The organism is Streptomyces sp. NPDC048172 (genome assembly GCF_043202595.1).
Lineage (GTDB): Bacteria > Actinomycetota > Actinomycetes > Streptomycetales > Streptomycetaceae > Streptomyces.
On sequence record NZ_JBIDAT010000019.1, the window covers coordinates 1 to 26,256 of the forward strand.

Annotated in this window: 26 protein-coding genes; 19 read left to right on the top strand and 7 right to left on the bottom strand. The window is 71.7% G+C overall.

Going from position 1 to position 26,256, the window contains the following annotated elements; all coding sequences use genetic code 11:
* Positions 1-187 precede the first annotated feature (187 nt).
* Positions 188-1,126, top strand: a complete 939-nt coding sequence (locus tag ACGF3A_RS43620; RefSeq protein WP_393736902.1) for a hypothetical protein — start codon at positions 188-190, stop codon at positions 1,124-1,126.
* On the opposite strand, the gene ACGF3A_RS43625 is transcribed toward ACGF3A_RS43620, so the two are convergent.
* On the bottom strand, positions 1,015-1,716 hold the full coding sequence (locus tag ACGF3A_RS43625) for a haloacid dehalogenase type II (protein ID WP_393736904.1): 702 nt from the start codon (positions 1,714-1,716) through the stop codon (positions 1,015-1,017). The two genes, ACGF3A_RS43620 and ACGF3A_RS43625, sit on opposite strands and share 112 nt — an antisense overlap.
* A gap of 72 nt (positions 1,717-1,788) precedes the next feature.
* On the opposite strand from ACGF3A_RS43625, the gene ACGF3A_RS43630 reads away from it, so the two are divergent.
* Entirely contained in the window at positions 1,789-2,682 is an 894-nt protein-coding gene (locus ACGF3A_RS43630) for an alpha/beta fold hydrolase (protein WP_393736906.1), read from the top strand.
* Positions 2,683-2,772: 90 nt separating this feature from the next.
* Here ACGF3A_RS43630 and ACGF3A_RS43635 read toward each other — a convergent pair whose 3' ends face one another.
* Positions 2,773-3,258 (bottom strand): hypothetical protein, encoded by a 486-nt coding sequence (locus ACGF3A_RS43635; protein WP_393736908.1) that lies wholly within the window; start codon positions 3,256-3,258, stop codon positions 2,773-2,775.
* A 186-nt stretch (positions 3,259-3,444) separates the two neighbouring features.
* Between ACGF3A_RS43635 and ACGF3A_RS43640 the strand changes: the two genes are divergently transcribed.
* The 3 genes from ACGF3A_RS43640 to ACGF3A_RS43650 are packed head-to-tail and all read left to right on the top strand — an operon-like array spanning position 3,445 to position 6,928.
* On the top strand, positions 3,445-4,956 hold the full coding sequence (locus tag ACGF3A_RS43640) for a serine/threonine-protein kinase (RefSeq protein ID WP_393736910.1): 1,512 nt from the start codon (positions 3,445-3,447) through the stop codon (positions 4,954-4,956).
* Positions 4,957-5,006: 50 nt separating this feature from the next.
* Positions 5,007-6,485, top strand: a complete 1,479-nt coding sequence (locus tag ACGF3A_RS43645; RefSeq protein ID WP_393736912.1) for an MFS transporter — start codon at positions 5,007-5,009, stop codon at positions 6,483-6,485.
* On the top strand, positions 6,482-6,928 hold the full coding sequence (locus ACGF3A_RS43650) for a MarR family winged helix-turn-helix transcriptional regulator (protein ID WP_393736914.1): 447 nt from the start codon (positions 6,482-6,484) through the stop codon (positions 6,926-6,928). The genes ACGF3A_RS43645 and ACGF3A_RS43650 overlap by 4 nt, the downstream gene beginning before the upstream one ends.
* A gap of 96 nt (positions 6,929-7,024) precedes the next feature.
* On the opposite strand, the gene ACGF3A_RS43655 is transcribed toward ACGF3A_RS43650, so the two are convergent.
* Complete coding sequence (locus ACGF3A_RS43655; RefSeq protein ID WP_393736916.1) at positions 7,025-7,990, bottom strand: RNA polymerase sigma factor SigF; 966 nt, start codon at positions 7,988-7,990, stop codon at positions 7,025-7,027.
* 259 nt (positions 7,991-8,249) lie between these two features.
* On the opposite strand from ACGF3A_RS43655, the gene ACGF3A_RS43660 reads away from it, so the two are divergent.
* The 6 genes from ACGF3A_RS43660 to ACGF3A_RS43685 all read left to right on the top strand — a co-directional run bounded on the left by ACGF3A_RS43660 (position 8,250) and on the right by ACGF3A_RS43685 (position 13,986).
* The gene (locus ACGF3A_RS43660) at positions 8,250-8,630 is read left to right on the top strand and encodes an STAS domain-containing protein (RefSeq protein ID WP_393736918.1); all 381 of its coding nucleotides are present in this window, start codon (positions 8,250-8,252) and stop codon (positions 8,628-8,630) included.
* A 176-nt stretch (positions 8,631-8,806) separates the two neighbouring features.
* Positions 8,807-9,523, top strand: coding sequence for an ATP-binding protein (locus ACGF3A_RS43665; protein WP_393736920.1), 717 nt, complete (start codon positions 8,807-8,809; stop codon positions 9,521-9,523).
* 545 nt (positions 9,524-10,068) lie between these two features.
* Entirely contained in the window at positions 10,069-10,956 is an 888-nt protein-coding gene (locus ACGF3A_RS43670) for an IS982 family transposase (protein WP_393736922.1), read from the top strand.
* A 253-nt stretch (positions 10,957-11,209) separates the two neighbouring features.
* Positions 11,210-11,950, top strand: a complete 741-nt coding sequence (locus tag ACGF3A_RS43675) for an LPXTG cell wall anchor domain-containing protein (RefSeq protein ID WP_393737018.1) — start codon at positions 11,210-11,212, stop codon at positions 11,948-11,950.
* Positions 11,951-11,953: 3 nt separating this feature from the next.
* A complete protein-coding gene (locus ACGF3A_RS43680) occupies positions 11,954-12,880 on the top strand; it encodes a FixG Ig-like domain-containing protein (RefSeq protein WP_393736924.1) in 927 nt (308 codons plus the stop codon).
* Positions 12,877-13,986 (top strand): hypothetical protein, encoded by a 1,110-nt coding sequence (locus tag ACGF3A_RS43685; RefSeq protein WP_393736926.1) that lies wholly within the window; start codon positions 12,877-12,879, stop codon positions 13,984-13,986. The genes ACGF3A_RS43680 and ACGF3A_RS43685 overlap by 4 nt, the downstream gene beginning before the upstream one ends.
* Before the next feature lie 3 nt (positions 13,987-13,989).
* On the opposite strand, the gene ACGF3A_RS43690 is transcribed toward ACGF3A_RS43685, so the two are convergent.
* From ACGF3A_RS43690 to ACGF3A_RS43700, 3 genes are all read right to left on the bottom strand, one after another.
* On the bottom strand, positions 13,990-14,862 hold the full coding sequence (locus tag ACGF3A_RS43690) for an alpha/beta hydrolase (protein ID WP_393736928.1): 873 nt from the start codon (positions 14,860-14,862) through the stop codon (positions 13,990-13,992).
* Positions 14,863-15,155: 293 nt separating this feature from the next.
* The gene (locus ACGF3A_RS43695; RefSeq protein WP_393736930.1) at positions 15,156-16,655 is read right to left on the bottom strand and encodes a peptide MFS transporter; all 1,500 of its coding nucleotides are present in this window, start codon (positions 16,653-16,655) and stop codon (positions 15,156-15,158) included.
* Positions 16,656-16,843: 188 nt separating this feature from the next.
* A complete protein-coding gene (locus ACGF3A_RS43700; RefSeq protein ID WP_393736932.1) occupies positions 16,844-18,370 on the bottom strand; it encodes a peptide MFS transporter in 1,527 nt (508 codons plus the stop codon).
* Positions 18,371-18,749: 379 nt separating this feature from the next.
* On the opposite strand from ACGF3A_RS43700, the gene ACGF3A_RS43705 reads away from it, so the two are divergent.
* Both ACGF3A_RS43705 and ACGF3A_RS43710 read left to right on the top strand, forming a co-directional pair.
* Positions 18,750-19,430 (top strand): response regulator transcription factor, encoded by a 681-nt coding sequence (locus ACGF3A_RS43705; protein ID WP_393736934.1) that lies wholly within the window; start codon positions 18,750-18,752, stop codon positions 19,428-19,430.
* A 15-nt stretch (positions 19,431-19,445) separates the two neighbouring features.
* Entirely contained in the window at positions 19,446-20,738 is a 1,293-nt protein-coding gene (locus ACGF3A_RS43710) for an ATP-binding protein (protein WP_393736936.1), read from the top strand.
* 15 nt (positions 20,739-20,753) lie between these two features.
* On the opposite strand, the gene ACGF3A_RS43715 is transcribed toward ACGF3A_RS43710, so the two are convergent.
* Entirely contained in the window at positions 20,754-21,254 is a 501-nt protein-coding gene (locus ACGF3A_RS43715; RefSeq protein WP_393736939.1) for a GtrA family protein, read from the bottom strand.
* Positions 21,255-21,459: 205 nt separating this feature from the next.
* On the opposite strand from ACGF3A_RS43715, the gene ACGF3A_RS43720 reads away from it, so the two are divergent.
* The 6 genes from ACGF3A_RS43720 (at position 21,460) to ACGF3A_RS43745 (ending at position 26,251) form a co-directional block, all read left to right on the top strand.
* Positions 21,460-22,617: a 5-(carboxyamino)imidazole ribonucleotide synthase gene (locus ACGF3A_RS43720; RefSeq protein ID WP_393736941.1), complete on the top strand. Its 1,158-nt coding sequence runs from the start codon at positions 21,460-21,462 to the stop codon at positions 22,615-22,617.
* 64 nt (positions 22,618-22,681) lie between these two features.
* Positions 22,682-23,215 carry a 5-(carboxyamino)imidazole ribonucleotide mutase gene (purE, locus tag ACGF3A_RS43725; RefSeq protein WP_393736943.1) on the top strand — a complete coding sequence of 178 codons (534 nt, stop codon included), beginning with the start codon at positions 22,682-22,684 and terminating at the stop codon, positions 23,213-23,215.
* Between the two features lies 1 nt (position 23,216).
* Positions 23,217-24,404, top strand: a complete 1,188-nt coding sequence (locus ACGF3A_RS43730; protein ID WP_393736945.1) for a dipeptidase — start codon at positions 23,217-23,219, stop codon at positions 24,402-24,404.
* Between the two features lie 138 nt (positions 24,405-24,542).
* The gene (locus ACGF3A_RS43735; RefSeq protein WP_393736947.1) at positions 24,543-24,851 is read left to right on the top strand and encodes a hypothetical protein; all 309 of its coding nucleotides are present in this window, start codon (positions 24,543-24,545) and stop codon (positions 24,849-24,851) included.
* A complete protein-coding gene (locus ACGF3A_RS43740) occupies positions 24,848-25,402 on the top strand; it encodes a hypothetical protein (RefSeq protein WP_393736949.1) in 555 nt (184 codons plus the stop codon). Before ACGF3A_RS43735 ends, ACGF3A_RS43740 begins: the two co-directional genes overlap by 4 nt.
* A gap of 84 nt (positions 25,403-25,486) precedes the next feature.
* Positions 25,487-26,251: a DUF4097 family beta strand repeat-containing protein gene (locus tag ACGF3A_RS43745; protein ID WP_393736951.1), complete on the top strand. Its 765-nt coding sequence runs from the start codon at positions 25,487-25,489 to the stop codon at positions 26,249-26,251.
* The last annotated feature ends 5 nt before the right edge of the window (positions 26,252-26,256 follow it).

The window sequence follows — 26,256 nt, forward strand, 5'->3', positions numbered from 1 at the left end:
GGCCGGACGAACTCCCACTCCTCATCGGACAGTTCATGGCGACGTATCACCCCGACATGATCCACCACGCAAGATCAATTGAAGACACCGCCTAGTGGAAGCACCCACCGAAGTGTCTCGACATGCTAGCGCGCCCGTCCGCGCTCCCTTCCTCCAAACGCCCGAAGCGCTCATCGACAACGCCGAATTGAGTGACGCCGCCCTCCGTCTCCTCCAGGCGATGGTCAAGCTCGCGCCCCGCAACGCCCGCAACAGCGACTCCGTCGCCCGCGCCCTCCGTATGGGCAAGGACAAGACCAACGCCGCCCGTAAGGCGCTGCGCGCCCTCGGGCACTGGCATGCGCGGAAGAGGCGGAACGGCAACGGTGAGGTGCGGGATCAGCGGCTCGCCTCGCTCGTTCCGCTGCGTACGGCCGCCGAGGTCGCCGCCGGGTGGGCGGCGGCGGAGGAGGCGGCGCGGCTGGGGAAGGACACGGACGCCTCGCGCCGCCTCGGGGTGCGGGTGCTCAATTCCGCCGAGTGGTACGGGCGTTCCGCGCCGCGCACCCCCGTACCGGCCGCCGGTCCGCCCGCCGTCCGGCCCACCCGGCGGCGTCCCCCTGCGGGGGAGAAGAAGGAAGAAGAACTCCACACCCCCCTCCCTGTCCCCGCGCCGTACGCCGAGCGGGCCGAGCGCGTGCTGCTCCAGCTCCGCCGCACCGTGCCCGAACTGGTCCTCACCGTCGCCGAGGCGCGCGAGCTGGCGCAGGTCGCCGGGGAGTATCTGCTGCGGGGCGAGAGCCCCGAGACCGTACGGGCCGTTGTGGCGCACGGGCTTCCGGCTGAGGGCGTGCGGTGCCCGCGGGCCTTCGTCCGTACGCGGCTGCTGCGGTACATGCCTCCCCTCCCCGAGCCCCGGGGAGAACCCGTACTCGTACCCGTACGGGCTCCTGAGCCGCCCCGCGCGGGCGGGCCCGCCGAGCTCTTCCGGCGGGGTGAGGGGTGGCGGGCAGCTGTGCGTGCCGCCGCCCGGCCCTACGAGGTCAGCACGCGGGCCAAGGACGCGATGTCGTCCGCCACCAGGTCCACGCCCTCCGGCGGCGGAGGCGGGGTCACGGTCGGGCCCCACTCCCGGCGGGGGACGTAGGCGGTGCGGAGTCCGGCCCTCGCCGCCGCCTCCAGGTCGTCGGGGTGGCAGGCCGTCATCAGCAGGCGCCTCGGCTCGACGTCGAGCAGTTCGGCGGCCATCAGGTAGACCCGCGCGTCGGGCTTGTACGACCTGGCCAGCTCGGAGGAGAGGACGCAGTCGAAGCGGAGTCCGGACTGTTTGGCGAGGCGCGTGAGCAGGGCGACGCTGCCGTTGGAGAGCGTCGCCGTGATCAGACGGCTGTCGTGCAGCAGCTCCAGGCCGCGCGGCGCGTCGTCCCAGGCGCGCAACCGGTGCCAGGCGCGGACGAGTTCGCCCCGTTCGGCCTCGCCGAGGGCGCCGAGGCCGTGCTCGGGCAGCGCCTCGTCGAGCATCATCCGGTGCAGCGCGTCCAGCGGCTGCCACGGCAGCTCCCCGGCGAGCACGCGGCCCAGGACCGGGCGGTACCGGCTCCGCCAGGCGTCGGCCACGGCCGCCCAGTCGGCGTGCAGCCCGGCCCGTTCCCCGACGACCGCCAGCTCGGCGGCGACGCTGGAGCGCCAGTCGGTCATCGTCCCGAACACGTCGAACACCACGGCGTCGACATCCACGCCCGGCCTCCTCCCGTCAGCTTCCTTCTCCCGTCTCATCATGCCGCCGCAGGCCTGTGCGATGCTCCGACGGTGACCGACGAAGCGAGGGAAGCCGAGCGGGAAGCCGAGCTCAAGGCGCTGGCGGAGGCCGTCGCGTCCGACGGGGCGCGGTTCCCGGTGTTCGGGCTGCGGCAGGATGCGGGGCCGGAGCAGCCGCCCGTCGTGCTCGTCGCCTCCGCCATGGGGACGCCGGGTCGCTACTACCGGCGGCTCGTGCGGGAGTTGCACGGGGCCGGGGCGACGGCCGCCGTCTATGACTTCCGGTGGCAGGGCGACCGGCCGCGCGACCCCGCGCCCTGCGGTTACGCGGAGCTGGTCGACGATCTGCGGGCCGCGCTCGGCGCCGTACGGGAGGAGTTCCCCGGAGCGCCCGTCGTGGTGCTCGGGCACAGCCTGGGCGGGCAGCTCGCGCTGCTCCAGGCCGCCGAGGCGGCAGGGGGAGAGGGGCCGGGGCCCGATGCGGTCGCGCTGGTCGCCTCCGCCTCCGTGCACCACCGGGCGTTCGGGCTGCGGGCCCCGGGGCTGCTGGCGTTCGGGACGTTCATGGCCGCGTTCGCGACCGTACGGGGACGCTGGCCCGGCATCGGCTTCGGCGGGGTGCAGCCCGCGGGCGTGATCCGGGACTGGGCGTACCAGTCCCGCACCGGGCGGTACCGGCTGCGCCCGCACGGGGAGCGCGTGGAGGAGCGGCTGCGGGCGCTGCGGCTGCCGGTGCTCGGCGTCGGCGTCGAGCGGGACTTCTTCGCGCCGCCCCGCGCCCTGGACCACCTGTGCGCGAAGGTGCCGGGCGCCGAGGTGGAGCGCTGGCGGTACACGGCGGAGCTGGCGGGTGCCGAACGGCTCGACCACTTCCGCTGGACCCGGCACAGCGCCGCGCTCGCCCGGTACGTGACGGAGTGGGCGGGGCGGGTCACGACGGGCTGACGCGTGCGCGCCGCCGGGCACCCGCCCCGCCCACGGCGCGGGGTGTGACGGAGCGGGTGTACACGTCCATGTGCGCGTATGCGCCGACGGTCAGTGGAACTTCAGGGTGGCCGTCACCGACTGGGTGGCCGGGCAGAGGGCGCCGCCCTCGGTCAGTTTCGCGTCGGCGGTCGCCGAGTAGTTGCGGGTGTCGCCGTCGCGCTTCGCGGACAGCCCCTCGGCCTTGTAGCGGCAGGTGACGCCGATGACGGTGACCGAGACGTCGAGGACGTCGGCCTTGGCGGTGCCCGCGGCGTCGTCGAAGGTGACCGCCGGGTCGTTGTTCAGGGTCGCGCTGAGGCCGGAGCAGCTCAGCTTGCCGTTGATGGAACTGCGGTCCACCGTGAGGGCGTTGGGCGCGGTGTCGCTGGTGACGCCGTCGGTCCAGCTGCAGGATCTGTCGCCCGCGGCGATGGTGCCGTCGACTTTGCCCTGGGCCGCGCTGGCGGGTCCGGCCGCCAGTGCCGCCACGGTCAGCGCGCCCACGAGCACGCCGGTGGCCTTGAGGGGGGTCTTGAGGGGGGTGAGACGGGGCATTGCGCATACCTCCGTGATCGCGCCGGTCGATTACCAGCGGTAACGTGAAAATAGACATGACCATGTCACTGGTCAAGCCTTCGGGCCGAGCTCTGCCGGGCGAACGGGTTCCTCCGCATACTTGGTGCCCGGTCATCCGACAGGGCACCAACGTGCCGACGGGCAGGGCAAGTTGCGGAGGTGCTGATGCGCACGGGCATGGTCATCGGGGAGCGGTACGAGGTGGGCGGGCTCATCGGCCGGGGCGGCTTCGGCGAGGTGTGGGACGCGGTCGACCGCAATCTGCGCCGCGACGTCGCCATCAAGTTCCTCACGATCGTCACCGACGACCCCGACGCCGTGGACCGTTACGCCCGCGAGGCCAGGACCCTGGCGACGCTGCAGCACCCGGCCGTCGTCGGCGTCCAGGACGCGGGCAGCCTCGACCATGAGGGTGTCGCGCTGCCGTACCTCGTCATGGAGCGCCTGACCGGCGACACCTGGGAGACCGCCGAGGCCGCCACCCCCGTCACGCGGACGGGGGCGCAGGTCGCGGACGCGCTCGACCACGTCCACGGGGCGAACGTCGTTCACCGGGACGTGAAGCCCGCGAACATCATGATCTGCACCGGGGGACGCGTCGTCCTCATGGACTTCGGCATCGCCCGCGACGACTCCAGCACCCGCAGGGCCACGACCACGGGCGCCGTCTTCGGCACCCCCGCCTACATGGCGCCCGAGCAGCTGGCCCGCCAGCCCGCGACGCCCGCCTCGGACGTGTACGCGCTCGGCCTGGTGCTGGTCGAGAAGCTCACCGGGCAGCGGACTCCGGCACGCCAGCTCGGCGCCGAGGCCCGCGCCCGTATCCCCTGGAAGCTGCGGAAGCTGCTGGAACGCATGACCAGCCACGAGGGCGAGCAGCGGCCCACGGCGGCCGAGTGCGCGGCCGGACTGCGCGCCGCGGGATCCGTGCGGGGCGCGCGCTCGTCGGCGAACGGCGCAGGCCGCGCCAATCGCGCCGGTCCCACGTCGCTGGGCCGGACGGCACGGCAGGTGGGCGATCTGGTGCGCAGGATCCGGGAGATGAGACGCGAGGCCGCCACCACGGTGCTGCCTCCCGAGGAGGAGGAGGAGGGGGCGGGCGAGGGGGTGCGGCCGGACCGGGGGCCGTCCCTCTACGACCGCGCGGCGCGGCGCCTCCGCGAGGGGCTGCGCGAAGGGCTGCGCCGCGTGCGCGGCGGGCGCAGCGTGGTGGAACTCTGCGCGGGCGTGGTCATCTTCCTCACCCGCGTCGTCCGCGACCTGCTCATCCTCGCGGCGGCCGGAGCGGGGGCGTGGTTCGGCTCGTTCGGCGTCGCGACCGCCGTCACGTACTACTTCGAGCACCCGAGCCACGACAGCGACGGGACCTCGAACGTCTGGCCGTTCACGGTCCTGACCCTCCTCGGCTACGCCTTCGGCTTCGCGATGCTGTGGTCGTGGTGGGCGCACCTGACGACCGCCGCGCGGTACGGCCGCTCCGTCTTCGCGAAGGTCCTGGTCCGCCCGCTGATCGTGAGCCTGGCGCCGGTCCCGTTCCTGCTCGCCCTCCCGGAGGCGCCCGCGTGGACCGTGCCCGCGACGCCCGCGCTCGTCTGGGGCGGCTGGCTGCTCCACGCCGTCCTGCGGAGGCTCCAGAAGATCGATGAGAGGGCCCGGCGGCGCGGCGGCCGGGGATAGTTGTACAGTCGAAACAGTTACGCATACACAACTACTTCGGAGGCGCTCCCTTGTCCGAAGCCGCCCCGCGCCGACCCGCGCTCGTCCTCGCGATCTGCTGCATGTCGCTGCTGATCGTCAGCATCGACGTCACCGCGCTCAACGTCGCGCTGCCCGACATCCGCCAGGACCTGGACGCCTCCGTCTCCGGCCTCCAGTGGGTGCTGGACGCCTACACCCTCGTGCTCGCCTCGCTGCTGATGCTCGCGGGCTCGACCGCCGACCGGATCGGGCGCCGCCGGGTCTTCCGCACCGGGCTCGTGCTCTTCGTGCTCGGCTCGCTCGTGTGCAGCCTCGCGCCCAGCCTGAACTGGCTGATCGCGGCGCGCGTGCTGCAGGCCGTCGGGGGCTCGATGCTCAACCCGGTCGCGATGTCGATCATCACCAACACCTTCACCGAGCCCCGCGAGCGCGCCCGCGCGATAGGCGTGTGGGGCGGCGTCGTCGGCCTCAGCATGGCGGCGGGCCCGATGCTCGGCGGGCTGCTCGTCGACGTCAGCGGCTGGCGGGCGATCTTCTGGCTCAACCTTCCCATCGGCCTCGCCGCGCTCCTCCTCACCGGGCGGTACGTGCCGGAGTCCCGCGCCGCGCACGCCCGCCGCGCCGACCCCGTGGGCCAGGCGCTGATGATGCTGCTGCTCGGCTCGCTGACGTACGGGATCATCGAGGGCCCGCACCACGGCTACACCTCGCCGCTCGTGCTGGGCTGCGGCACGCTCGCGGTCCTCGCGCTGGCGGGGCTGCTGGCGTACGAGCCGCGGCGCGCGGAGCCCCTGATCGACCTGCGGTTCTTCCGCAGCGTCCCGTTCGCGGGCGCCACCCTGGTCGCGGTCTGCGCCTTCGCCTCGCTGGGCGGCTTCCTCTTCCTCACCACCCTCCACCTCCAGGAGGAACGCGGCCTGAGCGCCCTGAGCACCGGCCTCCACATGCTGCCGATGGCCCTGCTGACGCTGGTCTGCGGCCCGCTCTCCGGGCGGCTCGTCGGGGCGCGCGGGCCCCGTCCCTCGCTGCTGATCGCGGGCGTCGCGCTGACGGCGACCGGGGTGCTCTTCGCGCTCACGGCCTCCGCCGAGCTGCCGCTGCCCGTGCTCTTCGCCGGTTACGTGGCCTTCGGCATCGGCTTCGGCTTCGTCAACGCGCCGATCACCAACACCGCCGTCTCCGGCATGCCCCGCGCCCAGGCCGGGGTCGCCGCGGGGCTCGCCTCCACGAGCCGCCAGATCGGCACCTCGCTGGGCGTCGCCGTGATCGGCGCGGTGATGGCGGCGGCCACGGCGGATGGCGGCGGCACGCGGGCCGCCGTGCAGTCCGCGGACCGTACCGGATGGTGGATCATCGGGGCGTGCGGCTTCGCCGTGCTCGTCCTCGGCGCGCTCAGCACGGGCCGCCGGGCCCGCCGTACGGCGGAACGGGCCGCACGGCATCTGGACGACGAACCGCGCGCCGAATGCTCGGCACCGGCCCGGCGGAGCGAGGTGGCACAGGGGTGAGCGGGGAGTCCTCGGCGCACGAGGAGGAGGCGGTCCGGGCCTGGAGCGCGATGCGTGCCTTCGTCCTGGAGACGGCCGACAAGCGCAGACAGGTCACCGAGGCGCTCGGCATGAGCTACTTCCGCGCCAAGGCGCTGCGCATGATCGGCAAGAAGGGCCCCCTCACGCTGCGGGAACTGGCCGCGGGGCTCTACGCCGACGCCCCGTACACGACGGTCACCGTCGAACACCTCGTCCAGCGCGGCCTCGTGACCCGTACGCCCCACCCCGCCGACCGGCGCTCGAAGCTGGTCCAGGTCACCGAGGAGGGCGCGGCGGCGGTCGCCGAGATGGTCCGGCTGTCCGACGCGCCGCCGGAGGCCCTGCGCGCGCTCCCGCCCGAGGACCTGGCGGCGCTGGACCGCATCCTGTCGGTCCTCACGGGCGGGCCGGAAGAGCGGTGACGGCACAACGGTGACGGCACAACGTTGAGGGCCCGGTAGGACGTCGAACGTCCTGCCGGGCCCTCGTACGTACGGCACGGGCGCGGGCGCCTGCCGTCACTCTTCGAGCATCAGACCCTTGCGGAGCTTGCCCAGGGTCCGGGAGAGGAGGCGGGAGACGTGCATCTGCGAGATGCCCAGTTCCTCACCGATCTCGGACTGCGTCATGTTGGCGACGAAGCGCAGGGAGAGGATCCGCCGGTCGCGGGCCGGGAGTTCCGCGATGAGCGGCTTCAGGGACTCTACGTACTCGATGCCCTCGAGTCCGTGGTCCTCGTAGCCGATGCGGTCGGCCAGCGCGCCCTCGGTGTCGTCCTCCTCCGGCTGCGCGTCCAGCGAGCTCGCGGTGTACGCGTTGCTCGCGGCCATGCCCTCGACGACCTCCTCGGAGGAGATGTTCAGCCGGGTGGCCAGCTCCTCCACGGTCGGGGCGCGGTCCAGGGACTGGGCGAGTTCGTCGCCCGCCTTGGCCAGGTCGAGACGGAGCTCCTGAAGGCGCCGGGGTACGCGCACGGACCAGGAGGTGTCGCGGAAGAAGCGCTTGATCTCGCCGACGATGGTCGGCATCGCGAAGGTGGGGAACTCGACGCCGCGGCTGAGCTCGAAGCGGTCGATCGCCTTGATCAGGCCGATGGTGCCGACCTGGACGATGTCCTCCATGGGCTCGCTGCGCGAGCGGAAGCGGGAGGCCGCGAACTTCACCAGCGCGAGGTTGAGTTCGACGAGCGTGTTCCGTACGTACGCGAACTCGTGCGTGCCTTCTTCGAGGTTCTCCAGCCTCTCGAAGAGGGTCTTGGACAGGGCACGCGCGTCCAGCGGCCCGACCTCGTCGTACGGTGGGATCTCGGGGAGCTGGAGCTGGTCGAAGAGGTCGGCTTCCGCCGCTTCCTCCACGGCCTGGTCCGGGCTCGTGGTGTCGGGGTCCGGTCGGTCCGGCGTCCGCTCCGGGGCATGCTGCCTCGGGACGGTCGGGGCGGTGGCATCGGTGATGTCCGGTATCCCGTGGTCGAGCCGGGGTGACATGGTTGTCCTCCATTGTTTCTCGGCGTATGGCTGCCGAAGCCGTGACGTGCACTACGGGGTGCGGCGCCTCCAAGGCCGACGTGTTTCGGTATCCCTTCTAGACCTACCTGCTTTTCCACAGGCAGGGCAAGTTCCTTATGTCCGTATTCGTCCCACTCTGTGGGTTGTTCGGCTACCGGTGGGCGCGTCAAGGGCGTAGGGTTCGAAGCGCTCGACGGGGGAAGCAGTGAGGGCCCTAACGCGACCAGAAGGGGTGTGCATGGACCGCGGGATGCCCGGCAGTACGAGCCGGGGCCGGCTGACGGTCGACGTACGGCACGTGGGAATCAGTGCCGTGGTGACTCCCGAGGGTGAACTCGATCACCACACCGCGGATCTGCTGCGCGAGCCGCTGGAGCAGAGCGTCGAGGACGGCTACAGCCGTCTGGTCGTCGACTGCTCGCGGCTGGAGTTCTGCGACTCGACGGGGCTGAACGTGCTCCTCGGTGCCCGCCTCAAGGCGGAGGCCGCGGGGGGCGGCGTGCACCTCGCGGGGATGCTGCCCGTGGTGGCCCGGGTCTTCGAGATCACCGGCGCGGGGGCGGTCTTCACGGTGCATGATGATCTTGATGCGGCGCTTCGGCATCCGTCAGGGGCGTAACCGGGGCGTTACGCGCATCACACGAGTCCGGCCGAATCAGTGGGTGTTCTCACGGTTCGGCAGGGCAGGAGACCTCTGAATCTGTCAGGCAATCGTTAAGAGTGCGTTCTGGCTGGGCCTGGCTCAGGCTGGACGTGGACGAATCGGTAATCGGTGATCGGTGAGGTGAACCACTGATGAGCACCACCCGGCCGCACCCGGCGGGCGACTGCGGCCCGGAGCCCGAGGGCACCGCGGCGACTGCCGCCGCGCCGCAGGCCGGGTTCGCGGCGGGCTCGGGTGGTTCCGGTGGTGCGGGTGGTTCAGGCGGTGCGGAGCTGGAGGAGCCGGAGGCTCCCTCTTCTCCCTCCTCTTCTTCTTCCTCTTCCTCGTCCTCCGAGGCCGATTCCGGTTCCGAAGGGGGAGGCGGCGCTGTGGGTACCACTGCCGAGGGTGTCGCTGCCGCGGGTACGTCGAGTACGTCGCGGCAGCAGGGGCACACGATGCGCCAGGTCCGCAGGCTGCGCCTCGTCGGCGCGAGCGGCGCCGTGCCACGTGCCCGCGACTTCACCCGGCAGGCGCTGCAGGACTGGGGCTGGCTCCCCGCCGCCACCGCCGACCAGCGTGCCGCGGCGGAGGACGTCCTCCTCGTCGTCTCCGAGCTCGTGACGAACGCGTGCCTGCACGCGAACGGGCCCGAGGAGCTGCGGATAGGGACCGGGTCCAAGGTCCTCCGCCTGGAGATCGTCGACCTCGGCTCCGGCTCGCCCTCCCCCCGCACGCCTCACCGCGCTGGGCGCCCCGGGGGGCACGGCATGTTCATCGTCCAGCGTCTCTGCCTGGACTGGGGCGTCGTCCGCAACCCCGAAGGCACCGGCAAAACGGTCTGGGCCGAACTAGCCGCCCCGAACTAACCCCTGGGGCTCGCACCTTCTCCCCCGGCACCGTGCGCGGCTGACCCGCGCGATCCGCCGACCCACACCTTCTCCCCCCGGCACCTGTGCGCGGGGGCCTGCCCCTGCCCTGCCCCCTGCTGCGCATCGCAGGCTGCGACTGCGTAGTGGCTGGCCGCGCAGTTCCCCGCGCCCCTACCGGGGCACGCCCCTGCTCCTCCCTCCGCCCTGCTGTGCTTGGCAGGTCTGCGCTTCGCCCTCCGCTGTGCTTGGGAAGTCTGCGCAAGGCGCAGGGTTGGCAAGCGCAGCCCACTTCGCCGGGTGCCCCGCGTAACGGGGCCGCGCCCGGGGTGCCCCGGGCTGTGCTTCGCGGGCCGCGCCCGCGTCGTGGCTGGGCGCGCAGTTCCCCGCGCCCCTGAGGGCAAAGGGGCAAGCCCCGAGGTGTCGTGATCAGGCGCGCCCACGCGGCGGAGCCGCAAAGCAAACACAGGCCCGCGCCCCTAGATGGTTGAGTCCGATGTTCGTGCTGGTCGCGACCATGGCGAAGGGCGTCCGTTGGTTCGTTTGTGAGAACTACCAACTTGGACGCCCTTCTGGCGGCACTGTACGTGTTCATCGATGACCATGTGGCCCCTTGTCGCCGGATCGGGCGACCCCCGAAACTCACCGACAGCGAACTGCTGTGCCTGGCGGTCGCCCAGGTCCTGCTCGGCTTTCCCTCGGCCCGGCACTGGATCCGCTTCGCCCACGCCAGGCTCGCTCATCTCTTCCGCTACCTGCCCGGCCAGTCCGCCTACAACAAGCGGCTCAACGCCGCCGGACCCCTGATCAGCCACACCATCGAGATGCTCGCCCGGCAGGTACCCACCTGGCACGACGACCTGCGACTGATCGACTGCACCCCACTGCCGTGCGCGGCCTCCCGTGAGACCGTCAAACGCTCACAGCTGTCCGGGCACGCCGGATACGGCTACTGCCGCAGCCACTCGCGCTACTTCTGGGGATTCCGCCTCTACCTGGTCACCACCGCCGAGGGCATGCCCGTCACCTGGTGCCTGGCCAACCCGAAGCTCGGAGAACGGGAAGTGATGACCACCCTGCTGGAACGCGACCACCACCTCCTCCGGGCCGGACAGGTGATCCTGGCCGACAAGGGCTTCGCGGGCGAGGAGTTCGAGACCTTCATCACCGACCGACTGGGGGTTCACCTGGTCCGGCCGGACCGCAAGGACGAACCCGTCCGGCACGGGAAGATCGCCCGTGTCCGCCAGTGGATCGAAGCCGTCATCGACACCCTCAAAGGCCAGCTCAGCCTCGAACAGCACGGTGCCAGAACCCCAGCCGGAGTCTTCGCCCGCACCGGACAACGACTCCTCGCCCTCGCCGCCGGCATCTGGCACAACTGGACCACCAACACCCCCATCAAACGATCACTGATCGCGTATGACCACTGAAGACATCGGACTCATTCATCTAGGGAGAAGGGGCAAGCCCCGACGTGTCGTGACCGTCGCGCCCACGCGGCGGAGCCGCGCATCGGGCCCCCGGAGGGGTCGGGTTCCGGTTGGGGTGCTGGTTGTCTTCCATCGTCACGGCACGCGGCGTACTGTCTGCGACCAATCTGATAGGTCGTCAGTAACTTGCGAGCAAGGATGAAGGGGGAACCCGGTGTCCCACAGCAAGACGCACCACAGTCGTAGCGCCGCGATGGCGTTGGCCACGGCGGTCGTCGCCGGATCCGCGGTGCTGCTGTCGGCACCCGCGGCGAGCGCCGCCACGGTCGACGTCGACTACCAGTGCAAGACGCCCATCGGCAACAAGGGCGCCGTCTCGCCCATCGACATCAAGAGCACCAAGAGCGGGAGCGGCTACAAGCTCACGATGTCGTTCGAGAAAGGCGTCTCCTCCAGCCCCGTCGAGCTGGGCAAGGGCGCGATGAAGCCGAGTGCGCAGATCAAGCTCGGCGGCGCGGAGAGCGGGAACGTCGAGGTGACCGGCGGGCCGAACGACAAGGCCATCCCGCCCAACACCCCCATCAAGATCCCTGACTTGTCGGGCACGTACACCCCGAAGAAGAGCGGCAAGGTCACGTTCACCGCCAGCGTGCTCACGATCAAGGCGATGGGCACGACCACCACCTGCACCCCGAAGAACAACCCCAAGCCCTCCCTCTCCCTCGACGTGAAGGCTTCCGGGGGCGGAGGAGACGGTGGGGGCGGTGACACTGGCTCCGGGTCCGGGGATACGGGGGCCGGGGACAGCGGCACCGGGGACACCGGAGGCGCGGCCGCCGCCGCGACCGGTGGGGGCGGGGGCGGCGGCGAGCTGCCCAAGACCGGTCCCGCCGACTCGGCCGTCGCGCTCGGCACGCTCGGCGGAACGGTGCTCCTCGCCGGAGTGGCCGGGGCGCTGTGGGTGACGCGGCGCAGGGCCGCTGTCCGGCAGTAGGCCGTGAAGGGCCGTTCCCTGGTCGTCGCCCTCTCGTCCCTGCTGCTCGTCCTCCTCGGCGGAGGCGGCGCGACGGCCGCCTCCGCCGACAGGGGCGACACATGGTCGGCGGCGCCGTCCGGCGGTTCCGGCGGCGCCCGCTCGTACTTCTATCTGGAGGGCCCGCCCGGCACCGTCCTCGACGACACGCTCGCGCTCACGAACGAGGGCGACGAGCCCCGTACGTTCCGCGTGCGCGGCGAGGGCGAGGCGCGGTGGATCGTGCCCGCGCGGAAGCGGATCACGGTGCCGCCGCGTACGCGCGCGGAGGTGCCGTTCCGCGTCACCGTGCCGTCCGGGGCCGTGCCCGGTGACCATCCGTCCGCCCTGACGGTGAGAGAGGACGGGGAGCGCGGCAAGCGTGCCGTGCGGCTGCATCTGCGGGTGAGCGGGCCGACGCTGGCGGCGCTGAGCGTCGAGGACGTGTCCGTGCGGGACGCGGGCGGCGGCGACGGCGGCGCCGAGATCGCGTACACCCTCGTGAACCGGGGCAACACCACGCTGCGCCCCCGGCTCGCGGTGAGCGCCGACGGGCTGTTCGGGGCGCTGCCGCTGCGCGCGGCGCGCACGCTGCCCGTCGAGGTCCCGCCGGGGGAGCGCGTCACGCGCCACGAGCGCTGGACGGATCCGCCGGGCGCCGACCGGGCGACGGTACGGCTGCGGGTCACCGCCGCGGGCGGCGCGGCGGACACGGCGTCGGCCACGTACACGGCCGTCCCGTGGGGCGGCCTCGCCGGAATCGGGGCGCTGCTGGCGCTGGGCCTCTCGGGCGCCGTCTGGTACGTACACAGGACACGGCAGCGGCAACGGGACGACGGACCCGGAGAGGAAGGCACGCGCGCAGGCGAACGGCACGGTGCACCCCGCGAGTTGACGGGAGCGGTGAAGTGAGCACGCGGATACGGACGACGGCGCGCCTCGTACTCGTCCTCCTCCTCGCCCTCGGCCCCCTGGCGGCCACGGGCCCGGCGTACGCGGATACGGCGAGATCCGGCGAGCCCGACGTCTCGCTCTCCCGGCAGGAGGCGGGCGCGGGCGCGTCCGTCACCGTACGGGGGAAGGGCTGGCGGCCGAAGACGCTGCTGACCCTCCTCGTCTGCGGGCAGAACGCGATCGGCGGCACCAACGCCTGCGCCAACGACGAGGGGCGCGCCGTGACGACCGGCAAGGACGGCACGTTCCGCAAGCGGATCCCGGTGACGGAGCCGCCGAAGCCCTGCCCCTGCGTCGTACGGGCGACGACCGTGACCGGCGCGCACGCCTCGGCCGACGCGGCGCTCAAGGTCGCCGGGCATCCGGTGAAGCCGCTGCCGCGCGACGAGACGGGCGGGCGCCTCACCGTGCTGGCGGCGCGGCTGGACGGCGACAGCGGGATCCTCAACTGGTTCGGCGCCCCCGAGCAGCGCAAGCTCGTGCTCACGGTCGGCAACCTGGGCTCGGAACGGGCCAAGGACCCGGTCTTCGAGGTCGGCACCTCGCACGGGGTGTTCGCGCCGAAGTGGGAGCGGCAGCAGTGGCGCGGCACGGTCGCCCCGGGCAAGAAGGAGCGGATCGAGCTGCCGGTGGAGCTGGCCTCGGGCGCGCGCGGCGAGTACACGGTCGCGGCCAAGCACGGCGAGAAGGTGCTGACCGAGCAGCCGTGGGACGTCGGGCGGCCCTGGGGCGTGACGCTCTTCTGGGTACTGGTGTTCGTCGTCGTCCCCGCCGCCGTCTTCCGGCTCGGCATGGTGGCCGTCGACCGCGTACGCCCCCGGCAGCGCACGGGGGCCGCGCCGTCGCCGAAGGCGTCCAGTGGGGCCAAAGCTCGTGCCGCGCTCGCGGCGTTCCGCCAGGTCGGTCAGAACGGCTCGGAGGGCAGACACGTGAAGCCGAGACCCGGCCGTACCCGTATGCCGGACCCCGCGCCCGAGGCGCCCCCGCCCCCGGACCACGGCCTGCCCTGGTTCACCCCGGACACGCAGCCGTCCGTGCCGAAACAGGAGGGCCCGTCGGGCTGACGCTCAGCGGCCCAGCAGCCAGGAGCGGATCATGTCCATCACGCCCGGGAGGTCCATCAGCGGGCCGCCGTGGGCGCTGCCGGGGAGGGTGGTGACGGAGACCGCGTCACCGCCGGTCCGCGCGAGCGCGCGCGAGTGGGCGTCCGGCACGAAGTCCCAGCGCGAGTGGAGCAGCAGCATCGGCGGGTCGTCGGGCGTCAGATGGGTGGCGACGTTCATGTCGCGCCAGATCCGCGCGCACCGGGCCGACCTGTCGCGCCCCGGGTCGCAGGCGGCGAGCACCTCGGCGTTGGCCCGTACGCGCCGCTCGCGGGCGTTGCCGTGCCGCCCGTCGCGCCAGGCGCGCAGCGGATCGGTGACGGGGGAGAGGCCGATGACGCCCCGGACCCGGACGCCGGTGGCCCTCGCGCCTCCGTACGTGGCGGCGCTGAGCGCGAGATGGCCGCCCGCGGAGGAGCCGAGCAGGTAGAGCCGCCTCGGGTCCACGCCGAAGGAGGCGGAGTGGCCCCGGATCCAGCGCAGCGCGGCGAGCACGTCGTTGCGCTGGGCCGGCCAGGGGGCGTCGACGTTGCGGCGGTAGTCGATGTCGAAGACGTCGTAGCCCGCCTTGGCGAACCGCGCCGACCAGGTGTTCCAGTGCGGGGAGCGGTCGTCGGTCCAGTAGCCCCCGTGCAGGACGACGAGACCGGGCCGTGGCGCGGTGGCGCTCCGCTTGTGCCAGAGCGCGAGGAGGCGCTGGCGCGGGTGGGAGCCGTAGGCGAACGGGGTGAAGGCGGCGGCCCCTTCGTCCGCGCGGACCTTGGCGTTCCCGCTGCCGGTCCCTTCGACGCGGGCGTCGAAGGACGTGCCCAGCAGGAAGACCGTGCAGACGGTCATGACGGTCACTATTCGGCGCACGAGATGATCGTCGCCGCGCCTTTCTCCCGCCGCATGCCGGGTGAGCCGAATGGTGGGCTGGGCCCGGGCTGCCCCGTGCGATCCATCGCAGGGCGCGCCTTCCGTCGTGGCTGGCCGCGCAGTTCCCCGCGCCCCTGAAGCAGCCCCTTCGGGGCGCTTCAGCGGCGCGCTTCCGGGTGCGCCCCGAAGGGGCGCGGGGAACTGCGCGCCAAGCCACGACGTGGGCGCGGCCTGCGAAGCAACGGCACGGGGCAGCCCCTGCCCAGCAAGCTCTAGCGAACGGTGCCCAGCAGGGCATTCACCCGCTTCCGGGCGGCGAGGAAGACCAGGCCGGCCAAGACGGCGACACCGCCCTGTACGGCGAACCCGGCGGTGCCGCTCGCCGCGTCGCCGATGGCGAGCTGGAGCAGGGCGAAGACGCAGTCGCCGGCCGTGACGGCGAGGAACCAGACGCCCATGAGCTGCCCGGCGTACTTCGCGGGGGCCAGCTTCGTCGTCACCGAGAGGCCGACGGGGGAGAGGCACAGCTCGGCGAGGGTCTGGATCAGGTAGATGACGATCAGCCAGAGGGGGCTGACCTTGGCGCCGCCGGAGGCCGCGACCAGGGCCAGTGCCATCACGCCGAAGGAGACGCCGACACCGATCAGGCCCATCGAGAACTTGGTGGTCGTGGAGGGGTTCCGGCCCCGCCTGCCCAGTGCGACCCAGAGCGTGGCGAGGACGGGCGCCAGCAGCATCACCCAGAGCGGGTTCACGGACTGGAACCAGGTCGTGGGGAAGGTGATCCCGAGCAGGTCGGTGGAGGTGCTCTTCTCGGCGAAGAGGTTCAGCGTGGAGCCCGCCTGGTCGAAGATCATGAAGAAGATCGCGGCGGCGACGAAGAACCAGATGAAGCCGCTGAGCTTCCGCTTCTCCTCGGGTGTGACGTCCTTGTCGCGGCGCATCCGCGCGAAGTAGTACGTCGGCAGGACCAGGCCCGCGACGCTGACCGGCCACAGGACCCAGTCGATGGTGAAGGCGTCGGCGAGCACGACGGCGGCGTAGAAGACGCCCAGGACGGCGGCGCCCGTGAGCGTCAGGCGCAGGGCGCGGGCGCGTTCGGCGGGGGTCAGCGGGTTGGGGACGACGCTGGAGCGCGCGGCGAGGTGCCGGGTGCCGACGAGGAACTGGACCAGGCCGAGCGCCATGCCGACGGCGGCGAGGCCGAAGCCGAGGTGCCAGCTGATCTGCTGGCCGGCCCAGCCGATGAGCAGTGGGGCGGCGAAGCCGCCGATGTTGATGCCCATGTAGAAGACGGTGAAGCCGCCGTCGCGGCGCGGGTCCTGGGGGCCGTCGTAGAGGTGGCCGACCATCGTGGAGATGTTGGCCTTGAGCAGTCCGGAGCCGACGCCGATGAGGACCAGTCCGGCGAAGAAGAGGGCCGAGACCCCGGTGGCCAGCAGGAGGTGCCCGAGCATGATGACGGACGCCGAGATCGCGACCGTACGGCGAGGGCCCCAGACGCGGTCGCCGAGCCAGCCGCCCGGCATCGACATCAGGTAGACCGTCGCGTTGTAGACGGAGTAGAGCGCGACGGCCGTGGCGGCGGCCATGCCCATGCCGCCCTGCGAGGCGGCGGCCGTCAGGTAGAGGACGAGCAGCGCGCGCATGCCGTAGAAGCTGAAGCGCTCCCACATCTCGGTCATGAAGAGGGTGGCCAGGCCGCGGGGGTGGCCGAAGAAGGTCTTGCCGGAGCTGTCCTCCGGCGCGTCCTTGGTCAGGGTGGACGCCATAGGGGGTTCCTCGCTGCTGAGTTCGCTGAGCGGGCGGGATGTGCCTGTCCAGGGTCGGGAGCGAGGGGGAGGGGAGGCAGGGGCCGAGGACTCGTCCGTTCCGGGACCAAGGTCCTGAAACGGACGTACCCCCAGCTCAGGCCGGGGGTACGTCCGATGAGGCGTGCGTCACGCGGGAGCGGGGGCGGTCACTGGACCTCGCTCATCGTGGAGGTGATCTTCTTGCGGTACATGTAGACCGCGAAGCCCGCGAGGACGGCGAGCGAGGCCTCCAGGGCGACCATGCCCGTGGTGCTCAGGTCGGCGCCGCCTATCGAGAGCAGCCCGGTGACGCTGTCGCCCGCGGTGACGGCGAGGAACCAGACGCCCATGAGCTGGCTGCCGTACTTGGCGGGGGCCAGCTTCGTGGTCACGGAGAGGCCGACCGGCGAGATGCACAGCTCGGCGATGGTGTGCATCAGGAAGATGAGCACCAGCCACATCGGGCTGACCTTGGTGCCGTCGGACGCCATGCCCATCGGGATCACGAAGACGAAGAACGAGAGCCCGGTCATGACCAGACCGAAGGCGAACTTCGCCGTGGTCGTCGGCTCCTTGGAGCGCCGGTTGAGCGCGAGCCAGAGGGAGGCGAAGAGCGGGGCGATCAGGATGATGAAGAGCGGGTTGATCGACTGGAACCAGGTCGAGGGGAAGTGCCAGCCGAAGACCGACGTCGAGGTCTTCGCGTCGCCGAACGCCTGGACGGTGGACGCGCCCTGGTCGTAGATCATCCAGAAGACGGCGGCGGCCACGAAGAACCAGATGTAGCCGGTCATCCGGCCCTGGTCGGACGGGGTCAGCTCCTTGTCGCGCTTGATGCGGACCAGCACGGCGATCGGGATGACCAGGCCGAGGACGGTCAGCGGGACCATCGCCCAGTTGAGGGTGAAGGTGCCGGTGCCGACGACGATGCCGTAGAAGACCACGGCGGCCAGGACCCAGAGCAGGCCCTTGCGCAGCCAGGAGGCGCGCTCCTCCGCGCTGAGCGGCGCGGGCACGTGGCTGCTCTTGGCGTCCAGGTGGCGGGAGCCGATGAGGAACTGGACCAGGCCGAGGGCCATGCCGACGGCCGCGAGGCCGAAGCCCAGGTGCCAGTTGACGGTCTGGCCGATGCTGCCGATCACCAGCGGCGCGAGGAACGAGCCGGTGTTGATGCCGATGTAGAAGATGGTGAAGCCGCCGTCGCGGCGCGGGTCCTCCGGGCCGTTGTAGAGGTCGCCGACCATCTTGGAGATGTTGGCCTTCAGCAGGCCCGAGCCGATGGCGACGAACGCCAGGCCGACGTAGAGCGTCGGCTCGCCCGGCAGTGCGAGCGTGAGGTGGCCGACCATGATGATCACGGAGCCGACGGTGACCGTCTTGCGCGGTCCCCAGACGCGGTCGGCCAGCCAGCCGCCCGGCATCGTCAGCAGGTAGACCATGGCGTTGTAGACCGAGTAGATCGCGGTCGCCGTGGCCAGGTTCATGGCCAGGCCGCCGCCCTGGTGGCCCGCGCCGCCCTCGCCCGCGTCCGGCCCGCCGGCGACGAGGTAGACGACGAGGAGTGCGCGCAGACCGTAGAAGCTGAAGCGCTCCCACATCTCGGTCATGAAGAGGGTGGCCAGGCCGCGGGGGTGGCCGAAGAAGGTGGGCCCGCCGGTGGTGCCGGGGGCGTCCTTCGTCACGCTGGACGCCATAAGTGCGTGTTCCTTGCCTTGCGCGTCGGGACACGCCTGCCCGTACGCCCGTGTACGGGGAAGCAGTGCGTGCCCGGTGTGGGGGAGCGGCCAACGGCCGGGCGGAGAGTGGGCCCGAGCCCTGTGACCTTCACGAGAAAGGACCCCGGGCCATGGTGCTGTGGGCCAAGAGTCCTTGACGTTCACTACATAAGTGCACTCACCATATGTCACTCTCCGGCGTCCTACGGAAGAGCTTGCGGCATAGATCACAGGCCGGACCTGAAACTCTCCGCCGCAATCGATGGTGACGTGTCCATCTCACCGTCGAATCGCCGAAGATCATCATTGGCCCCCGGGGACCCCCCTTACGCTCGGCCACGCGGACTACCATCGGTCCATGACCCGAGTACTGCTCGCCGAGGATGACGCATCGATCTCGGAACCACTCGCCCGCGCCCTGCGCAGAGAGGGGTACGAGGTCGAGGTGCGGGAGGACGGCCCCACCGCGCTCGACGCGGGACTGCGGGAGGGAATCGACCTGGTCGTGCTCGATCTCGGGCTGCCAGGGATGGACGGCCTGGAGGTCTGCCGGCGGCTGCGGAACGAGGGCCACGCCTTCCCCGTGCTCGTCCTCACCGCCCGGGCCGACGAGGTCGACACGGTCGTGGGCCTGGACGCGGGCGCCGACGACTACGTGACCAAGCCCTTCCGGCTGGCCGAACTGCTCGCGCGGGTCCGGGCCCTGCTCCGCCGCGGCACCGCGACCGAGCCCGCGCAGCCGCCCGCCACGCACGGCGTCCGTATCGACGTCGAGTCGCACCGCGCCTGGATGGGCGACGAGGAGCTGCAGCTCACCGCCAAGGAGTTCGACCTGCTGCGGGTGCTGGTGCGCGACGCGGGCCGGGTCGTCACCCGTGACCAGCTGATGCGCGAGGTCTGGGACACCACCTGGTGGTCCTCGACCAAGACGCTGGACATGCACATCTCCTGGCTCCGCAAGAAGCTCGGCGACGACGCCGCGAACCCGCGCTACATCGCCACGGTGCGCGGCGTCGGATTCCGCTTCGAGAAGAGTTAGGACCGGTTCCCGGGCGTGCGCCGTCGGCTCATCCTCTCCACCCTCGCTGTCGTCCTCGTCGTGGTCGCCGTCTTCGGCATCTCCCTGGTCATCGTCGAGTCCCGCACCATCGAGAACAGCACCAAGGAGAACGTACGGTCCGAGGCGGCCCGCCTCGTCTCCACCGTCGAGAGCCGGGTGGTCGCCAAGGAGAAGGTGACGCCCCAGAGCATCGGCATCGCCTCGACGCCGCACCGCTACATCCGCGTCGAGCTGCCGGACCGCAAGCCCATCGAGGTCGGCGACCGGCTGGAGGGCGACGTCGTCGAGGCCCGGCAGACCGGCGCGACGGGCGAGCACGTCATCGTGCAGGAGGCCCGCTCGACCGTCCGCGCGGAGGTCGGCCGCAACCTGCTGATCATCCTCGCGGTGGCGCTCCTCGCGATCGTCGCCGCCGCGATCCTGGCCGTCCGGCAGGCGCACCGCGTCGCCGCGCCGCTCACCGACCTCGCGGAGACCGCCGAGCGCCTCGGCTCCGGCGACCCCCGCCCCCGGCACCGGCGGTACGGCGTGCCCGAGCTGGACCGCGTCGCGGACGTGCTGGACGCCAGCGCCGACCGGATCGGGCGGATGCTCACCGCCGAGCGGCGCCTCGCCGCCGACGCCTCCCACCAGCTCCGTACGCCGCTCACCGCGCTCTCCATGCGCCTTGAGGAGATCATCGCGACCTCCGACACCGACGACCCCGAGGACCGCGCGATCGTCAAGGAGGAGGCGACCATCGCGCTCGCCCAGGTCGAGCGGCTCACGGACGTCGTGCAGCGGCTGCTGACCAACTCCCGGGACTCCCGCTCGGGCTCGGCCGTCAGCTTCGACCTCGACGAGGTCGTCAAGCAGCAGATCGAGGAGTGGAAGCCCGCCTACCGCAGCGCGGGCCGGGCCCTCGTGCGCTCCGGCAAGACACGGCTGCGGGCCGTCGGCACGCCGGGCGCGGTGGCGCAGGTGCTCGCGACGCTGATCGAGAACGCGCTGATGCACGGGGACGGCACGGTCGCGCTCCGTACCCGGGTCACCGGGAACCAGGTGGTCGTGGAGGTCACGGACGAGGGTCCGGGCGTCGATCCCGAGCTGGGCTCGCGCGTCTTCGAGCGGACGGTCAGCGGCCACAACTCCACGGGGCTCGGGCTCGCGGTGGCCCGTGACTGGGCCGAGGCGGACGGCGGGCGCCTGGAGCTGCTCCAGCAGCTCCCGCCGGTCTTCGCGCTCTTCCTGAGCCGCGAGGCGCCGGACACCGGTACCAGTGCTGGTTCCGGTTCCGGCCCGGCCTAGAGGGCCGCGGCCCGGCTAGACGGCCGCCGTCTCCTTCGCGGGGGCCTTCCCGGCCGCCTCCGCGTCCTTCTCCTCGTGGTGGGCCGCGACCCGGAAGACCCAGGTCCGGTACGACCAGAAGCGGAAGACGGTGCCGATGCCGAGGCCGATCACGTTCTTGGCGATGTTGTCGGCCAGGGGCGAGGTGTAGCCGAAGCCGTAGTGGGAGAGGGCCAGGATGCCGTTCTCCAGGACCAGCGCGATCCCGCTGAAGAGGAAGAAGAGCGTGGTCTCGCGGTGGATGCGGCTCTTGTCGATGTGCCGGTAGGTCCAGTAGCGGTTGCCGACGTAGTTCGTGGCGATGGCGACGACCTGCGAGATCACACCCGACCTGATCGGCGCCAGCGAGAAGGTGTGGATGCAGAGGTTGAATATCGCCACGTTGACGAGGAAACCGACCGCTCCCACGGCGCCGAACTTCGCCAGCTCGCGCACGAGCCGTTCTGCTCGTACGCGCAGTGAGCGCCATTCACTCATAGTGATGCTGAGCCCCGTTTCATTCGGCGGTCGGTCCGGTGGCCATGCTAACCACGCGAGGAATCGTTCCGTAGGGCCCTCACGGAACCCGAGGGGCCCCCGGTACCGGTGACTGCCTACGTCCGGTCTACGGAGGATCTACGTCGTTCTACGCCGATCTACGGCCGGGTCCTGAGCCGCTCCGGCGCCCCGTACCCTGGTTGCCGTGACGTTTCCGGTAGTCGGCATGGTCGGTGGCGGCCAGCTCGCGCGTATGACCCACGAGGCGGGCATCCCCCTCGGCATCCAGTTCAAGCTCCTCTCGGACACCCCGCAGGACTCGGCCGCGCAGGTGGTCGGTGACGTGGTCGTCGGCGACTACCGCGACATCCACACCCTGCGCGCGTTCGCCCAGGGCTGCGACGTGATCACCTTCGATCACGAACATGTCCCGACCGAGCTGCTCCAGGTCCTGGAGGCGGACGGCATCCCCGTCCGCCCGGGGCCCGACGCGCTCGTGCACGCGCAGGACAAGGGGGTGATGCGGGCCCGGCTCGACGCCCTCGGCATCCCCTCGCCGCGCCACCGCCTGGTGACGGACGCGGCGGACGTGGCGGCCTTCGCGGCGGAGGGCGGTACGGAGGGTGACGGCTTCCCCGTCATCCTCAAGACGGTCCGCGGCGGCTACGACGGCAAGGGCGTCTGGGTCGTGCGCGGCCCGGACGACGAGGCCGCGAGCGAGCCGTTCCGGGCCGGGGTCCCCGTACTGGCCGAGGAGAAGGTCGACTTCGCGCGCGAGCTCGCGGCGAACGTCGTGCGCTCGCCGCACGGCCAGGCCGTCGCCTACCCCGTCGTGGAGTCCATCCAGGTCGACGGTGTCTGCGACACGGTGATCGCCCCCGCGCCCGAGCTGCCCGAGGACGAGGCCGTGCGCGCGCAGGAGCTGGCGCTCACCATCGCGCGCGAGCTGGGCGTCGTCGGCCACCTCGCGGTCGAGCTCTTCGAGACGAAGGACGGCAGGGTCCTGGTCAACGAGCTGGCGATGCGCCCCCACAACTCCGGGCACTGGACGCAGGACGGCGCGATCACCTCCCAGTTCGCCAACCACGTCCGCGCGGTCCTCGACCTCCCCCTCGGCGACCCGCGCCCCCGCGCGCCCTGGACGGTCATGGCCAACGTGCTGGGCGGCGACTACCCGGACATGTACTCCGCGTACCTGCACTGCATGGCCCGCGACCCCCAGCTCAAGATCCACATGTACGGCAAGGACGTGAAGCCGGGCCGCAAGGTCGGCCACGTCAACGTCTACGGCGACGACCTCGCGGACGTCCGCGAGCGGGCGGCCCACGCGGCGGGCTATCTGCGCGGCACGATCACGGAGTGACCGTGCGCGGAGCGACCGCCACGGAGCGACCGCGCCACACCTCACACGGAGACAAAGGGGACACATGAGCACCGCACCACCCACCGTCGGCATCGTCATGGGCTCCGACTCCGACTGGCCCGTCATGGAGGCCGCCGCCAAGGCTCTGGACGAGTTCGAGGTGGCCTACGAGGTCGATGTCGTCTCCGCGCACCGCATGCCCCGCGAGATGATCGCCTACGGCGAGGGCGCGGCGGAGCGCGGCCTCAAGTCGATCATCGCGGGCGCGGGCGGCGCCGCGCACCTGCCCGGCATGCTGGCGAGCGTCACGCCGCTCCCCGTCATCGGCGTTCCTGTGCCGCTGAAGTACCTGGACGGCATGGACTCCCTGCTGTCGATCGTGCAGATGCCCGCGGGCGTCCCCGTCGCGACCGTCTCCGTCGGCGGCGCCCGCAACGCGGGCTTGCTGGCCGTACGGATGCTCGCCGCGCACGACGAGGCGCTGCGCGGCAAGGTCGCCGACTTCCAGCAGGAACTGAACGAGCAGGCGACCGAGAAGGGCAGGCGCCTGCGCGCCAAGACCTCCAGCGACGCCTCCTTCGGATTCGGAGGCAAGTGAGATGACCGACTCCCTCAACCGAGCCCGCGCGCTCCTCGCCGAGCACCCCATCGTGGACGGGCACAACGACCTGGCCTGGGCCCTGCGCGAGCAGGTCGGCTACGACCTCGACCAGCGGGACATCGCGCACGACCAGGCCGCCCACCTCCACACGGACCTGCCCCGGCTGCGCGCGGGCTGCGTCGGCGCCCAGTTCTGGTCGGTGTACGTGCCCGCCAGCCTCACCGGCGACTCGGCGGTGAGCGCCTGCCTCGAACAGATCGACGTCGTACGGGCGCTCGCCGCCCGCTACCCGGACGACATCCAGCTCGCCTTCTCCGCCGACGACATGGAGCAGGCGCGCGCCCAGGGCCGTATCGCCTCGCTCATGGGCGCCGAGGGCGGCCACGCCATCGACAACTCCCTCGCCACGCTGCGCGCCCTCCACCAGCTCGGCGTGCGCTACATGACGCTCACCCACAACGACTCGCTCGCCTGGGCCGACTCGGCGACCGACGATCCGCGCGCCGACGGCCTCTCCCGCTTCGGCGAGGAGGTCGTACGGGAGATGAACCGGCTCGGCATGCTCGTCGACCTGTCGCACGTCGCCGCGACGACGATGCGCGACGCGCTCCGTGTCTCCGAGGCCCCCGTCCTCTTCTCGCACTCCTCCGCGCGCGCCGTCTGCGGCCACCCGCGCAACATCCCCGACGACGTGCTGGCGGCCCTGCCGGGCAACGGCGGGGTGGCGATGGCGACCTTCGTCCCCAAGTTCGTCCGCATCGAGGCGGCCGACTGGTGGGAGGGCGCGTCCGCGCACATGGAGAAGCACGGCTTCGAGCTGTTCGACTCCACGAAGGAGGCGGTGCGGGTCCGCGAGGAGTACCTCCGGGAGCACCCGGCCCCGCCCGTGAAGGCCACCCACGTCGCCGACCACCTCGACCACATGCGCGAGGTCGCGGGCATCGACCACCTGGGCGTCGGCGGCGACTTCGACGGCATGCCGTTCGGCCCCGACGACCTGGCGGACGTCTCCGGCTACCCGACCCTGGTGGCCGAACTCCTCGACCGCGCCTGGTCGGAGGCCGACCTCGCCAAGCTCACCTGGCAGAACGCGGTCCGCGTCCTCCGCGACGCCGAGTCCGTCTCCCGCCGCCTCCAGACAGAACGCGGCCCGTCGATAGCGACCCTCGCCCAACTGGACGGCTGACCCCCGCATTTCCGTACAACCCCTCCCGTGCCCCGAAGGTCTCCCCTGCGGGACTGACGGGAGGGGTGAGGCGTGAGCGCTTCAGGAACGGTGCCGGGGTCACGACGCTTACGGGCGGCGCTTCTGCAGGGTGGCCTGATGGGCCTGGGCGGCGCCGCCGTGGCGGAGAGCGATCCAGGGCTGTCGATTCTCTTGGGGGCCGCGCTCGGTGCGGGGGCGGGACTGCTGGCCGGGATCGTGACCCCACGCCACGCGCTGGGCGGCCTTACCGCACGGCGGAACACCGCGTACTGGCGGTACTACCGCCCCTTCCTCGTCGTGCTGTACCTCGTCGTGGCGGTGGGGAACATGCAGGTGGGGCGCTGGATCCTCGGCGTCTTCATGGTGGCCGTGGCCCTCACGTTCCACCTGCTGCCCCGACCGTCCCGCGACGGGGATGCGGCGTGAACGGGGGCGTGGCGGCGCTGGGCCGGCGGCGGCGCTTACGGGCGGCGCTGGCCGGAGGGGCGCTGCTGGGGGTAGGCGGCGGCTCGTGGGGGGAGGTCGACTTCTTCGTGTTCATGCCCTCCGTCTGGTGGAGTGCCGCCGGGGGCTGTGCGTTGGGGGTGATTCTCGGGGCCGCGTCCCCGAGGCGCATGCTGGGCGAGCCGCGGCCGCCCGTAGCCACGACGGAGCCCGTTGAGGATCTGCGGGAGACGCGCTACTGGCGGTTCGGTATGCCCGTGTTCGCCGTCGTGATGGTCATGATGAGCCTCGTCCAGGTGCTGAACGGGCGCTGGTTCATGGGAGCCCTGATGTGCTACTGCGCGGCGGGGACTTTCCTCGTGCCGCAGTGGCGCTACTCGCGGAAGCTGCGGCGGGGCGAGGACCCCGGGCCGCCGATTCCCGTGCGGCGAGTCCGCGTCGGCCGCCGGAGGTTCGGGCTCGGCGCGGTGGTGGGCTGGGGCCTTGTGCTCGCCATGGTCGTGGGCGTGCTGGTAGGGGCCCTGCTGGCGTAGCGGCCGTCCTCGGGTTAACCCCACCCCCGATCCGCCAGGTTGCCGGATGTCCGCTGACCTGGTCCTTTTTCTAGCGTGGTCGGCATGACGAAGAGGACCGCCGCAGCTTGTGCCCTGGCCGTAACCGTGTGCGCCGTCGGTGCGCTGTCCGCGTGCTCGACGGAGGAGGTGAGCGACGGGAAGGCGGAGCACAGGGAGTTCGCGCTCTCGGGGAAGCGGCTGACTGTCGTCTCCGACGACTCCAAGCTCGAACTCGTGCCTGTCAAGGGCGAGAACAAGGGCGTCGACGTCACGCGCTGGTTCAAGGCGTCCAAGGTGAAGGGCGAGGCGAAGGTCTCCTGGTCGATGGAGGGCGGGAAGACGCTCCGTCTCAAGACCAAGTGCACCGGTTTCATCGTCGACTGCAACACCCGCCACAAGGTGAAGGTCCCCGAGGACGTGGCCGTCACGGTGAAGACGGGCGCCGGCCGCGTCGTCGCGAGCGGCTTCCGTACGCCGCTCTCCGTCCGCACCAAGGACGGCAACGTCAACGTCCGCGACCTGACCGGCCCGCTCACGCTCAGCACGGTGGACGGCAACGTACGCGCCGAGCGCCTCCGTTCGCCCTCCGTCACCGCCACCGCCCGCGACGGCTACCAGCTCCTCTCCTTCGCCAAGGCCCCCTCCTCCGTCCGCACAGACGTCCGGGACGGCCGTACGACGGTGACCGTGCCGAAGAAGCAGACGTACAAGGTGACGACGAAGGTCTCCGACGGCACCGCCAAGGTCACCGTGCCGCGCGACGCGAAGGCCCCGCGCAGCATCCACGCCACCGCCCACGACGGCCGGGTGGCCGTGCGTGGGCGGTGACCCCG